This is a genomic window from Pontibacter pudoricolor, assembly GCF_010092985.1.
Classification (GTDB): Bacteria; Bacteroidota; Bacteroidia; order Cytophagales; family Hymenobacteraceae; genus Pontibacter; species Pontibacter pudoricolor.
Map to the genome: position 1 here is coordinate 4130952 of NZ_CP048106.1, position 14146 is coordinate 4145097.

A 14146-nucleotide genomic window follows, 5' to 3' on the forward strand; every position below is an offset into this window, starting at 1 on the left:
TATAGTTTACCTTACCGCTTTATAACCACCCACTATTCCTTGTTTGGTAAGCACCAGTTGCCATAGTTGGTTGTTACGCGCCCGGAACGAGCCGGCACTGGAGAGCAGGTAATATTTCCACATGCGGTAAAAGCGTTCGCCATATTCACCTTGCAGTTGCTCCCAGTTGTGGTTAAAGTTCTGGAACCAGGCCATTAGGGTATGGTCGTAGTAAGGGCCGAAGTTATGCCAGTCTTCCACTATAAAAAGATGCTCCATGGCAGTGCCCAGTTGTTTAACAGAAGGTATCAGGCAGTTTGGGAAGATATACGTGTCCGTAAATGGGTCGGCAGTTACTTTTGAGAAGTTTACACCAATAGTATGCAGCATAAAAAGGCCTTCTTCTTTAAGGCAGCGGTGTGCAACCTGCATAAAGGTTCTGTGGTTACGGTAACCCACGTGCTCAAACATCCCTACAGATACTATATGGTCGAACTGCTCACGGACATCACGGTAATCCTGCAGGCGTATTTCTACAGGTAAGCTTTTACATATTTCCCTGGCCAGCGCTGCTTGCTCTTTTGATACGGTTACGCCCACTACTTCAACACCATAGTTCTCAGCCGCAAATTTGGCAAAGCTTCCCCAGCCGCACCCAATATCCAGCACGCGCTGGCCCGGCTGTAAGTATAATTTCCGGCAGATCAGGTCGAGCTTGTTTTCCTGGGCCTGGTCCAGGTTATCAGCATCTTTCCAGTAACCGCAACTATAGACCAGGCGCTTGTCGAGCATGAGTTGGTATAGTTTGTTGCCGATATCGTAGTGGCGTTGTGCGTTTCGGGCGGCTTTTCCTTTGCGCTGCAGGTTAAAAAGCTTTGCCAGTAACAGGTGAAATACCGATTTCCAGCCAAGCCTTGCCTGTTTATACAGATCAGCCCTTATTACGTTAAAAACAAACTGATCTATTTGTTGGCAATCCCACCAGCCATCCATGTAAGATTCGCCCAGCCCCAAGGTGCCCTCGCTGAGCAGGCGCTTATAAAACCGGTTGTCGTGCACCTGCAGATCCCACGGGTCAGGACCATTGATCTTAACATCCGCAGTTTTTAAAATGGCAATTACTTGCTGGTTCAGGCCTGATGCACGCATATTTCTATAGTTTGTGGTAAGCTGCTGATAACTATAGGTTTATGTTTGTATCTATGAACGTGAGTTGCTGATAATGGTTGATGAGCGCTGTTGTTGTTACAGGTTAAATGGCAGTAACTATAGGTCGGGCTATTATACTATAGTTTGTTCTAACTTTAAGCCTACGGATATAGATTCAGTTGCATACGAAGTTGCTTCATAACTATTCTCTGTACGCTTCCCGGATCAGTTAATTTTGTTACCTGTTACATCGTATAAAGTGTGGCAACCACTACTATCGCACCGCTCAGTAACATCAGTAAACTATAGGCAAACGCCAGTAACGAGAATTTGTAAACGGTGCGCCAGCGCGAGCTACTATAAATATTCCGCATAGACCTGTATATATACCACAGAATCGCTGCAACCCCGAATAACTGTATCCAGTCATCCATAAAAGGGAGCATCCAGTCTAAAATAATAAGGAAAGACCCGAACAGGAAAAGAAACGAGTGCACGTGTATGGAATAGATCAGGTGCTCAACATAAAACTTCTTCGATCTATAGTTTACCAGCTTTAAGATAAGGGCAAACAAGGGCAGCAGTATGAACATCATTTTAGGCAGATGACTTACCAGTTTGTTCTTGAAAAGTTCGCTGCTCAGATCGTCGTCCATCACCTTCCGCAGTTTAGTCTGTACTGAGTTTGTTATTGCATTGTCGCCGCCTAGCGTTAAGGATGACTTTTTCCCTTCTGCTGTAGTTGGGGCGGCGTTAGTATTTACCTTGGAGCTGTTGCCGGTACTATCTGTAATTGCCTGTGCATTATCGAGAAGAGAATAGGTATAGTCTCCTGCTTTTTCAGATACGGTATTGCCTACAATATTTTTTAATGTCTCGGCATCTTCTTTTGATATAGCATTTTCTTCTGCAGCATTTTCTTTAATAATGTCTTTTTTGTTGCTGTTTGAATTAGCAGTAAAAAGGAAAAAGAATAAAATGCTGATAAAGATGTACATGCTGACCGGGTTGAGGTGCGAAGCACGTTTTCCAGCAAAATACTCCTTGGTTAAATAGCCCGGCCTGGTGAGAAGTGGGATGATACTGGTGGCGAACTTCGACTCAAAATGGAAATAATGACCTACACTATGCAGCACCAGGTGCAGAAAGTTCTCACGCAGTTCCAGGTTCTCCTGTCCGCAGCTTGGGCAGTATTTATCAGGAACTATAGTGTCGCAATTCAGACAGTTTTTTTCAGAGCGATAGTGTTTTTTCATAAGGAATCAAGCCTGACGTAACTCAAAAATAAGCAATCAAATCTTTATTCTTTAACACGGATAAATAAATATTTAACAATGGCTATATTCTGAAATGCAAACTATAAAACAACAAAGGCAGTTGCCAGGAGCAACTGCCTTTGTTTATACATAACAAGCTTAACAATACCTGCGGTTTATGCATTAATAGGGCTTGGCAGAGTGTGATTTCGATTTGGCGTCTTCCACACCTTGTTCGCCGGAAATGTTGCCCAGCGGGCCATCCGTACCTTCAATAATATTGTGCTTCAACATTTTCTTTGCTTCTGTAACGGCACGCTCTATACTTTCCTTAACCCGTCGGCCATAATCTTCGTCGGCTTGTGTAAAGTAACTCAGCATTTTTTCCTGGATGCGCCGGTCGCAGTTGGCCAGGTCGTTGCCAAGGTTATTGATCAGCTCATCACGTTCCCAGTCTTCGAAGTTGCGGTATGTTTCACCGGCCTGGCCAAAGTGATTGGTCCGGTCGATGTGCTGGCGCACCAGGTTGGCTTCGTAGCGCGGCGTATAGTCTTTACCAGTCTTTGGAGCTTCCTGTAAACCGCCTAAAATAGATGGCTCATAGTTGACATGGATATTCTGGCCTTCCGCAAAATCGGTATTAAATGCCATCTGGCCGCCGCGCTGGTTAGTTGCCACATGGGTTTTAGCCGCATTTATAGGCAACTGTAAATAATTGGCCCCAACACGGTAACGTTGTGTATCGGAATATGAGAACGTACGGCCCTGCAGCATTTTGTCATCCGAAAAGTCAAGGCCATCCACCAGCACACCGGTCCCGAAAGCCGACAGTTCAACTTCATTAAAGTAATCGACCGGGTTGCGGTTCAGGGTCATTTTGCCAACCGGGTACCACGGGAACTGCTCTTTTGGCCATAGTTTGGTATCGTCCAGCGGGTCAAAATCCAGTTCCGGATGCTCATCGTCGCTCATGATCTGCACGTTCAGTTCCCATTCCGGAAAATCACCGCGTTCAATGGCTTCGTACAGATCCTGGGTGGCGTGGTTAAAGTTTTTGCCCTGTATTTCCTGCGCCTCCTTCTGGGTCAGGTTCCGGATGCCCTGCTTTACCGGTTCCCAATGATATTTTACCAGTACGGCTTCGCCATCGGCATTCACCCATTTATAGGTATTTACACCGGAACCCTGCATTTGCCTGTAGTTGGCCGGTATGCCCCACGGTGAGTACAGGAAGGTAACCATGTGGGTAGCTTCCGGCGTGCCCGAGAAAAAGTCGAAAATACGTTCCGCGCTCTGTATGTTGGTGACCGGGTCTGGTTTCTGGGAGTGGATCAGGTCAGGGAATTTCATGGCATCGCGGATGAAGAATATCTTGAGGTTGTTGCCTACCAGGTCCCAGTTGCCGTCTTCGGTATAAAATTTAACGGCAAAGCCACGCGGGTCGCGCAATGTTTCAGGCGAGCCGGAAGGATGGCCTACAGTAGAGAAGCGAACGAAAGTTGGTGTCTCTTTGCCTTTCTGAAATACTTTAGCGCGTGTGAATTTCTCGATGGAGTCGTTGCCTACCTTGCCGTATGCTTCGAACACACCGTGCGCTCCGGCACCACGCGCATGCACCACACGCTCCGGCACACGCTCCCTGTCGAAGTGAGAGATCTTCTCGATGAAGTGGTAATTCTCCATGGTAGCAGGGCCGCGATTACCAACTGTTCTGATGTTCTGGTTATCGGTTACGGGATGGCCCTGGCGGGTGGTGAGCTGGCGGTCTTTGTTTTCTTTGCCTTTTTTGCCATTGCTTAAGCTGGCGGTGCGGTACTTTTTGTTTTCGTTCATAGCGCGATACCGGTTGATGATTAATAAGTTAACTTAACTTAACCAGTATACTCTATCTTAATAGGTTATGTTCATAGATTATATCTATATCTAACTTCGAAAAATCTATAATAAGATTATTTAAGTGAAATGAAGGATGTCGGGATTTTTTAGATTTTATAGTTGCTCAGATGAGAGGTGCCCTGTGGCTAAATCTCAAAAGATCAGCTTAAAAGTACTTCCAACACCTTGCTGGCTGTTAACTTGAATAGTTCTCCTTCATGCCATTGTTGGTGTTTTTACCAACAATTCACTTCCCGTATTTGCTGGTGAAAACACGCAGCAAGGGCTTGAGTTATAAATTTTCAATACCCTAAACGGGTCCGAAGTATGAAAACCCAATCTGCAAACTACAGTAAGTCTTCTCACTTAAAAGATCAGCTTAAAAGTACTTCCAACTCCTTCTTTGCTCTCGACCTGTATAGTGCCCTTGTGCAGGTGCATGATATGTTTTGATAAACTTAGCCCGATGCCGGAACCGTCTCTGTGCGAGGTAAAGAAGGGGATAAATATACTTTCCAGGAGCTCTTCGGGTATGCCGACGCCGTTATCGTGTAGTTCTATAGTTACTTTGCCGTCCTGTGGGTGCGCTACCAGCATGATCTGCGGATCTGGCCGTTCCTGAACTGCACGTTGTGCATTCGTTATCAGGTTAATAAGCACTTGCTCCACCAGGTTTACGTCTCCGTTTATAGTCAGGTCAGGAGTTGATACTTTGCAAACGAACCCGATACCTTGTTCTTCCAGGCGCGGCCGCATCAGGGTGTTTATACTTTTAAAAAGCTCCTGCACATAGATCGTGGTCAGGTTCAGGTGCTGTTGCTTGTTTAGGTTGCGGTAAAACTGTGTGAAGCGCAACAGGCCTTCGCTGCGCTTTTTAATAATGCCGATGCCTTCTTCGGTATCTTCCAATAGCTCTACATCTACGATAGCTTCAGGTTCTGAACTATAGCGTTCGCGCTCCAGGTGCAGGTGTTTTCCCAAGGTATCGGCCAGCGAGGCGATAGGTGCCACCGAGTTCATGATCTCGTGCGTCATGACGCGGAGCAGTTTCTGCCAGGCTTCGGTCTCGGTGGCATCAACGGTGGCGCTCACGTTTTTCAGGACTATAAGCAGCAGGTTGCGGTGCTGCAGGGTAAAGGCCGTGGCCGAAACCAACAGCTGTGCCTGCCCGGTTGGCAATTTCAGTTTTACCTGTGCTGTTTCCCCGGATTTTATAGTTTGCAGCGACTCGTACAGGGCAGGGTACCGGTTCTCCAGGCTGTTTATACTTTTCAGGTAAGGCACGCCCAGCATCTTTTTGAACGCATCGTTCACCCACTCTACTTCGCCGGTCTCAGCATCTACGGCCATAATACCGGTATCCACCAGCTGCAGTATGGTTTGCATGTACTGGAACTGCGCCTCGCGCTCAATGTGCAGCTGCTTAAACGTGTTGTTGATCAGGTTAAACGCTTTGTGCAGTTGCTGCAAAGAGGAGTTGGTGTTCTCGTTAAACCGTTGCGAAAAATCGCGCTGCTTTACTGCTTCCAGAAACCGGGCCAGTTCGTTATTGCTGCGGGTTACATAACGGGCCATTTCCCATAGTTGCGCCAGCATAATCAATATACCCGATGTTACCTGCAGCCAGGTATAGTTGGTCAGGTATTGTACGGTAAGGTACATCATGCCCAGCAAAAGCATGAACCGGATAAGCAGCCCGAGCTCCAGTCGCTTAGATATCATATTTGTTGAGGCGGCGGTAAAGGGCGGTGCGGGTAAGGCCAAGCTCTTTGGCAGCTTTAGAGATGTTGCCTTTGTTCTTTTCGATCACGCGGCGTATCGTTTCGCGCTCTATCTCGCTTAACGGCATATTGGTTTCTGCGGCAAACGAAGCTATAGTTTGGGTAACAGGTGCAAGTTCCATCGCCGAGAAAGTGAAATCCTGTGGCTGCAGCACGTTGTTCTCAGCCAGAATGATGGCCCGCTCTACGGCATGCTGCAATTCACGCACATTGCCCGGCCAGCTATGTTGATTCAGTTTTTGCAGGGTGGCGGGTGCAAACTCGGGTACTGGTTTATGGTTTTTCAGCGCATAGATCTCAGCAAAATGGCGGGCCAGCAATTCCACATCTCCGTGGCGCTGCCGTAGCGGAGGCAAAGTTAACTCAACGGTATTAATGCGGTAGATCAGGTCTTTGCGGAACAGGTTTTTGGCAGCCAGTTCGTAAATGGGCTCGTTGGTAGCCGATATCAGCCGGATGTCTACTGGCACGAGTGTGTTGGAACCGAGCGGTGTTACCTGCCGGTTTTGCAGCACCGTTAAAAGCTTGGCCTGCATGGCCGGCGAAATATTCCCGATCTCATCCAGAAACAGAGTGCCGCCATTAGCAGCTTCAAACCGGCCTTTGCGGTCTTCTTTGGCATCGGTAAAAGCGCCTTTCTTAAAACCGAACAGCTCACTCTCGAACAAAGTGTCGGTCAAAGCGGCTACATCCACACTTACAAAAGGCTTATTTGCCCGGAATGATTTCTCATGAAGCGCGCGTGCTACCAGTTCCTTGCCGGTTCCGTTCTCGCCCAGTATCAGCACGTTGGCTTCGGTAGGTGCAATTTTTTCGATCTTGTAAAGGATGTCCTGTATGGCTTCGGACTGGCCAAGTATCGTGGTCTGATGAGCGGCTATAGTTGTCTTGCCTGTTTTTTTGCCGTCTTTGGCGTTCAGGGCGTTGTGCAGCGTTTCGAGCAGCTTGTCGTTGTGCCAGGGCTTTACGATGAAATCGTGTGCGCCTTGTTTTAAGGATCTTACTGCCAGCTCCACATCGCCGTAGGCCGTGATCAGGATAACCGTAGCGTCTTTGTCCTTGTCCAGAATCTGGCGCAACCAGTAAAGACCTTCGTTGCCGGTGTTCAGCGCGCTTTTAAAGTTCATGTCCAGGAAAATGACATCAAACTTCTCTTTAGAAAGCAGGCTGATAAGGTTGTCCGGATTTTTCTCAGTTAATACTTCTTTTACCTCCGTTTTCAGCAGCATTTTCAGCGCAAAAAGCACGTCGGTTTCATCGTCAACTATTAAAACTTTACCGGTTTTTCCTGTGGCCATAGTACAAGCATTTCCAATTCTGATATCGAATTTAAATAAATAATGTGAAATTTTCTGAATCAGGATTTACAGGATTTTAGAATAAGCAGGATTATCTCTTTAAAATGTTAAATTGAGATTAGTGCTGCTATTGTATTCCTTTATATCTGCTGTTGAATATCTTTTTGTATTGTAGACTGTTGGCTCCAAAATTAATAAGTAGGCCCACTGGTAGATTGAAGGCAAAAACATAATTCTTGGCCTGAGCTAAATGTACATCTTCTAAATCAGTCAATGCTTTAAGTTCAACCATGATGTTATTCTCAACTATAAAGTCCGCTCTTCGACTTCCAACTTCTATATTGTTGTAATATATCGTTTGGTCTTTCTCGCGCTCGAAGCCTAATCCGACTGATTCCAACTCAATAGCCAAACAACGCTGATAAATAACCTCCTGAAAACCGTTGCCCATTGCGCTATGTACCTTCATAGCACAGCCAATAATTTTAAATGTGATGTCATCTAAACTCATAGATTGACATACGGCTGAAACTATAAATATAGAGCTGCAACTTAATTTCTAACTATAGAAATCCTGACAATCCTAAAATCCTGTAAATCCTGATTCAGACAAAAATGCTGTAACGCTACCGCACAGGTGTTCACGCTGATTGTGTATCGGAAGCGTACAGTTTTATAGTTTCTTATTTGTGTAAGTTGTTGAGCTATAGTTTGTTGTAAAAGTGGCATTCAAATTTCTATATATCTGGCAGCGTGCAGGCGATTACCTGCTGCAGTTCAAAAAAGAAGATATTTTGCTGAGCCGATAAAATTCCAAAACTATGATCAAGAACTACCTCAAAATGGCTTACCGCAACCTGCTGCGCCACAAAGTTTTTTCCCTGATCAACATATCAGGGCTGGCCCTGGGCATGACATGCAGTATCCTGATACTGCTGTGGGTGCGCGACGAACTGAGCTTTGATCGTTTTCACAAAGACACTGACAACCTGTACCGGTTAATGGAACTGCAGAGCTACCCAGGAGCCGACAACCTGACGACCGACGCTACGCCCGGTCCGCTGGCCGAAGCCCTGGAAAAAGATTTCCCGGAAATAAAACACGCTGTGCGCAGCTCTACCTGGGAATGGAAAAAGCTGCTGACCTACCAGGATAAAAGTCTGAAAGTAGATGGCCGTTACACCGATCCTGCTTTTTTTGAAATGTTCTCGTTCCCGCTGCTGCAAGGCGATGCCCGTCAGGTGTTGGCAAATCCTAATTCTATAGTTATCTCTGAGAAAGTAGCTACCCAGTTTTTTGGGTCTGCTGAAGAGGCCGTTGGTAAAATATTTAAAGTTGATAACGCTGACAGCTACAAAGTGACCGGCGTGATGCAGGATGCACCCAAGAACTCATCGATGCAGTTTGACTGGGTACTTCCTTTAGGTGATCTGATCAATCACCCGGATGGCCACTGGCTGAAAAGATGGGATAACAACGGCATCCGTACGTTTGTGCAGCTGCAACCCGGCACCGACATGGCAGCTTTTAACGAGAAAATAAAAAACCACATAACCAAGTATAGCAAAGACAACGACACAGAGCTTTTCCTGCAGCCGGTGAGCGAAATGTATTTGTATGGCAAATTTAACGGCACCAAAGTGGCCGGGGGCGGCAGAATAGAAACGGTGCGCCTGTTTTCGGTGGTCGCTGTTTTTATACTTGCCATTGCGTGTATCAACTTCATGAACCTGGCTACGGCCCGCTCTGCCAAACGCGCCAAAGAAGTAGGCGTGCGTAAAGCCATCGGGGCAAACAAATCATCGTTGATAAAGCAGTTTATGGTTGAGTCGGTGCTGGTGGCTTTTCTGGCGCTGTTTGTATCGGTAAACCTGACGGGCATACTGCTGCCGCACTTTAACGAGCTTACCGGCAAGTTTATAGAGCTGGATCTGAGCGATCCGACCTTGCTTTTACTGTTATTCGGTGTGGCTATAGTTACCGGTATTTTATCAGGCAGTTACCCGGCTTTCTTCCTGTCATCTTTCGACCCGGTGGTAGTGCTGAAAGGGGCAAGCAAAGTAAGTAAGCGCATTTCGGTTTTCCGCAAGGGCCTGGTGGTATTCCAGTTTATTTTATCCGGCCTGCTTATCATCAGCACCCTGGTAGTGTACCTGCAGTTACACTATATCCGCACTAAAAACATTGGCCTTAACCGCGAAAATGTCCTTTACTTTCAGCTGGATGGCGATCTTGGCAAAAGATATGAAGTGCTGAAGCGAGAACTGCAAAATATACCGGGCATTGTTGGCCTGAGCGCCTCCGACCAGATCCCGCTTGATATCGGCAACTCGACTGGTGATGTGCACTGGAAAGGTAAAGACCCCAATGCAAATGTGCTGTTCGGGATGATGGCCGTGGACTATAACTATGCAAATGCCATGGGTATCCAGGTAAAAGAGGGCCGCGACTTCTCGAAGGATTTTGGTACCGATACTTCTGCTTTTATCATAAACGAAGAAGCTGTGCGCCTGATGCAACTGCAGGACCCGGTGGGGCAACCTATCCAGATCTGGAATATAAAAGGGCATATTATCGGGGTAGTGAAAGATTTTAACTCCCGCTCGATGCACAGCAGCATGCAGCCGCTTATTTTAAGATTACAGGATGCAAACCAGCGGTATCTGTACACCCGCATTGCGCCAGGCCAGACACCCGAAGTACTGACAGCTGTCGAGAAGATCGTGAGAAAGCATAATCCGGCTTTCCCGTTCGAGTACCACTTCCTGGACGAAGACTTTGAACGCATGTATAAGAGCGAAGCTGTGATGGGCCGGTTAACGCAATATTTCGCCATCATCGCCATCTTTATTTCCTGCCTGGGTTTATTTGGTCTGGCCTTGTTTACAGCGGAGCAGCGCACCAAAGAGATCGGTATCCGAAAGGTGCTGGGCGCATCGGTAGCCAGTATTGTGTACATGCTGAGCAAGGATTTTTTGAAACTGGTGCTGATCGCGAACCTGATCGCGCTGCCGCTGGGCTGGTACTTTATGAACGGCTGGCTCGAAAACTATGTAGACCGCACTGGCCTGAGCTGGTGGATCTTTGCCTCGGCCTTTATCTCAACTATAGTTATCGCCATTATTACCCTGAGCTTCCATGCTATTAAAACGGCCATAGCTAATCCGGTCACATCGCTCAGAACAGAATAAGAATTACTATTTCCAAACTATAAGTACAATCTAAAACCATGAAAAAAACATTATCATTTCTGCTAATGCTGCTGGTGCTGTTAGCGCCGGCCGTTGCTCAGAAGACGTACAAAGGCCTGCCTGTAATTAAAGCTGAAACAGTGGTAGCAGACTATAAAGTTGGCTCCGACTGGGTAAAAGGGAACTGGAACATCAGCCCGCAGATAGCGGTTGACGAACTGAAAGTGCCCGTGCACAACAAAAAAGTAAAGTTCTCTTTCTACACCGATTCCGACTCCATCAGCTTTACCGTAAAGCCGGGTACTTCGCAGCAGTTTTATGTGCTGCTTCATAACAAAGACTACGCCCTGACCGAGATTAAAGGCTTTGGTTTTGAAGCGCTTAAATTTAACAAACCTGCTACAAAGCCGGGCTATAGTTTTGTGTATGAGCAGAACCAGAACAACGAGTTCCTGAACACCCTGCGCGAGCAGTATAACCTGGATGCTATAGTTGCCGGAGCCGCCAACGATACCGAAAGAGCGTTGCGCATGGTAAACTGGGTGCATCAGCAATGGAACCACAACGGCATGAACGAGCCATCGAAGCCGGATGCCCTGACCATACTGGCCGAAGCAAAAGCAGGAAAACAGTTCCGTTGTGTAGAGTATGGCACCGTAACAGCTGCCAGTCTGAACGCCATCGGGTTGCCTGCCCGCCGCCTGGGCCTGAAAATGAAAGAAGTGGAAACGATAGAGTTCGGCGCCGGACATGTGCTGCTGGAAGTATACCTGCCAGACCTGAAAAAATGGGTGATGCTGGACGGCCAGTTTGACGTGATGCCGGTACTGAACAATGTACCCCTTAATGCCGTGGAGTTTCAGCAGGCGATCGCCAACAACTATGATAAACTGGAGATCAGAAGCTTATCTGGTGCTAGTAAACCACAATACGTAAACTGGATCTACCCTTACCTGTATTACTTTGATGTGAAGTTCGACAACCGGGAAGGTATTGCCCTGGAGCGCAAAAAAACAGATGGCAAACAATCGCTGATGCTGGTGCCGGTTGGTGCCAAAGAGCCTAAAGTATTTCAGATCAAAAACCCGATCGATTACTGTAAATACACCACGTCGGTAGCAGACTTTTACCAGGCTCCGGAAATGAGCAATAGGCCAGGAACAGCCCGGAAATAACTATAGCTATAGTTTAGTTAACTTAAACCCTTCCGGAGTGTGCAGCCACGCATACCGAGGAAGGGTTTCCTGTTTACAAAGGCTGAACTTTACCAGCTATAGTTATGTTTAAATAACAGTTGCCCGACATCGGAATACGATAAAATTGCGTATGTTTGTGGCATACTTCTTGGAGTATACAAATCAAGAATTCGTTCTTTAACTTATGGGGATGACCGGAATTGACAGCTTGTGCAGATTGCGTGTAAGCATGTCGGGTGATGAACGTACCACCTGTTAAAAATCCGTTCGAACAATAACTGGCGAATATAACTACGCCATGGCTGCTTAATCTAGGTATTAAGCACTAGCCATAGTCTCGTGCAGGTTTCGTAAATCTGCTTGCACATCAGAGGCTTCGATCCGATTTACTAGTTTGTGTAAAGGTGCGGTGCACAGGCGAAATCAAGCATCTAAGGAGTGCGCATTAGTTTGGTTTATACTAGCAAGCTCCCGACAATCCGAATGAACCTAAGCATGTAGAAAGCCCGTTGATTTCCTTGTCTGGACCAGGGTTCGAATCCCTGCATCTCCACCAATAAGTATAAAAAGCCCGCAGTTAGCGATAACTGCGGGCTTTTTGTGTTTATATAGGACCTGTCCCGGACAAATTTCTGTTAGTTGTTCAATGTTGTTGCCCTTAGTGCTGATTGAATAAACGGCAGTATTACCTTCATTTAGGCTTCTTCGGAATATGAATCGGTTGCCCCCACTTTCCTGAGAAACATGTACCCGGATATACCAGCCAGAAGGGAGGCGATCAGAATAGCGAATTTAGCCTGCGTCTGAAAAGAAGGTTCGCTGAAAGAGAGCAAGGCAATGAAGATGGACATGGTAAACCCTATCCCCGCCAGTAAGCCTAAACCCACGAACTGAATCCATCTGGTTCCTGCAGGCAGCGAACTGATCCCTAACTTCACCGAAAGCCAGGAAAAAAAGACAATGCCAATAGGCTTGCCAAGTATCAGTCCTGCAATAATGCCTAACCCAAGGCTGGTTGTCAGGCCATCCAGCATTTCTATCTCAAACCTTATGTTGGTGTTAGCTAAAGCAAAGATGGGCATGATCAGGAAGTTTACAGGCCTGGTTAAAGCATGCTCCAGCTTCTCCAGGGGCGATTCTGTTTCGTCGGGTGTAGTTGGCAAGGTTAGCGCCGTAAGCACGCCCGCAACGGTAGCATGTATACCGGAATGATGAATGAAATACCACATCGCTACTCCTGGCAGCAGGTATAGCCAGATATTTTTAACACCCATTCTGTTTAACACAATCAGCAAGGCAAGCACTCCTGCGGCATACAGGAGGTAATTAAGGTGCATTTCAGAGGAATAAAATAGCGCGATGACCAGAATGGCTCCTAAATCATCAACTATAGCCAGTGCTGTTAAGAATACCTTAAGTGAGAGCGGCACCCTCTTGCCCAAAAGTGTTACCACAGCAATAGCAAAGGCAATATCGGTAGCCATCGGAATACCCCAGCCATTAGCCGTAGTGGTACCCTGGTTGAACAAAGCATAGATAACAGCAGGAACCAACATGCCCCCGATTGCTGCAAAAACAGGTAAGGCTGCCTGTTTAAAAGAAGACAATTCTCCTTCTACCAACTCCCTCTTTATCTCCAGCCCGACCAGCAGGAAAAACACCGCCATTAAACCATCATTAATCCACAATAGCACAGGATATCTTAACTGTAATAAATCAGATTCATACCCTATTTCCTGGGCAAGAAAGTGCTCAAACCCAGGGCCGAGGGGAGAGTTTGCGATAAGTAAAGATAGCACAACACAGGCCATTAAAATAAAGCCACCTGCTGATCCGGATTTTAAAAAGTCTTTGAAAGAAGTGAGGTTGATTTTTTGTATCATGCTTAAAACTACAGAATTCAGCCCTGTTTTGCCAGTATAGCGTGGGTTTTCTGTGAAGATTTGAACAGTTGACTTGCATGGTTTTCGACTGATTTCCCTGTTGCTAAAATAAAAAGCAAGTGGGAAAAGCTTCTCAAAAGATCTTATGCATTAGGGTGATTTGTCGATGGTATAAAGCAGCGTCATACAGTTTTGCCTCTCAGGTAGCCGTAACTGGCTGAGTTATTCGGCATTGAAGAAAAGGGGCCGTGCTGAACTATAACATGAACGACAAGCCTAACAAGAACCGGGTATACTCAAGGAATATGTGCCTTATCTCCTGTCTAACCGATAGTTTTTTTCTCAGCTATAGTTAATCCATCCCTGAAGGTGCCAGTGACAGGTTAACTATAGCTGCCATGTTAGGGAGAAAACCTGGGCCTTCAGGATTTTAAACACATAATATAAAGTGCAATTTATAGTTGCGTATTATGCACCATACTTTTTTATCAGATACTTTTGTAACCAGGTTTTCGTTTGAGCTCCGGGTATCAAAAAT

Annotated in this window: 9 protein-coding genes and 1 other RNA gene; 3 read left to right on the forward strand and 7 right to left on the reverse strand. The window is 46.4% G+C overall.

Annotated features, from left to right (window positions below):
* Positions 1-6: 6 nt before the first annotated feature.
* The 6 genes from cfa to GSQ66_RS17855 form a co-directional block, all read right to left on the reverse strand.
* Entirely contained in the window at positions 7-1128 is a 1122-nt protein-coding gene (cfa, locus tag GSQ66_RS17830) for a cyclopropane fatty acyl phospholipid synthase (protein WP_162428697.1), read from the reverse strand.
* Positions 1129-1373: 245 nt separating this feature from the next.
* Positions 1374-2384, reverse strand: coding sequence for a DUF3667 domain-containing protein (locus GSQ66_RS17835; RefSeq protein ID WP_162428698.1), 1011 nt, complete (start codon positions 2382-2384; stop codon positions 1374-1376).
* Positions 2385-2567: 183 nt separating this feature from the next.
* The gene (locus tag GSQ66_RS17840; protein ID WP_162428699.1) at positions 2568-4217 is read right to left on the reverse strand and encodes a catalase; all 1650 of its coding nucleotides are present in this window, start codon (positions 4215-4217) and stop codon (positions 2568-2570) included.
* Between the two features lie 408 nt (positions 4218-4625).
* Complete coding sequence (locus tag GSQ66_RS17845; RefSeq protein WP_162428700.1) at positions 4626-5981, reverse strand: sensor histidine kinase; 1356 nt, start codon at positions 5979-5981, stop codon at positions 4626-4628.
* Entirely contained in the window at positions 5971-7338 is a 1368-nt protein-coding gene (locus tag GSQ66_RS17850; protein WP_162428701.1) for a sigma-54-dependent transcriptional regulator, read from the reverse strand. Before GSQ66_RS17850 ends, GSQ66_RS17845 begins: the two co-directional genes overlap by 11 nt.
* 127 nt (positions 7339-7465) lie before the next feature.
* Positions 7466-7849, reverse strand: coding sequence for a GxxExxY protein (locus GSQ66_RS17855; RefSeq protein ID WP_162428702.1), 384 nt, complete (start codon positions 7847-7849; stop codon positions 7466-7468).
* 310 nt (positions 7850-8159) lie between these two features.
* Here GSQ66_RS17855 and GSQ66_RS17860 point away from each other — a divergent pair, with 310 nt between their 5' ends.
* From GSQ66_RS17860 to ssrA, 3 genes are all read left to right on the forward strand, one after another.
* Positions 8160-10529 carry an ABC transporter permease gene (locus GSQ66_RS17860; RefSeq protein ID WP_162428703.1) on the forward strand — a complete coding sequence of 790 codons (2370 nt, stop codon included), beginning with the start codon at positions 8160-8162 and terminating at the stop codon, positions 10527-10529.
* A 38-nt stretch (positions 10530-10567) separates the two neighbouring features.
* Positions 10568-11704 carry a transglutaminase-like domain-containing protein gene (locus GSQ66_RS17865; protein WP_162428704.1) on the forward strand — a complete coding sequence of 379 codons (1137 nt, stop codon included), beginning with the start codon at positions 10568-10570 and terminating at the stop codon, positions 11702-11704.
* A 207-nt stretch (positions 11705-11911) separates the two neighbouring features.
* Positions 11912-12281, forward strand: a transfer-messenger RNA (tmRNA) gene (gene ssrA / locus GSQ66_RS17870).
* A gap of 139 nt (positions 12282-12420) precedes the next feature.
* Here ssrA and nhaA read toward each other — a convergent pair.
* On the reverse strand, positions 12421-13608 hold the full coding sequence (nhaA, locus tag GSQ66_RS17875; RefSeq protein WP_202923373.1) for a Na+/H+ antiporter NhaA: 1188 nt from the start codon (positions 13606-13608) through the stop codon (positions 12421-12423).
* Positions 13609-14146 lie beyond the last annotated feature (538 nt).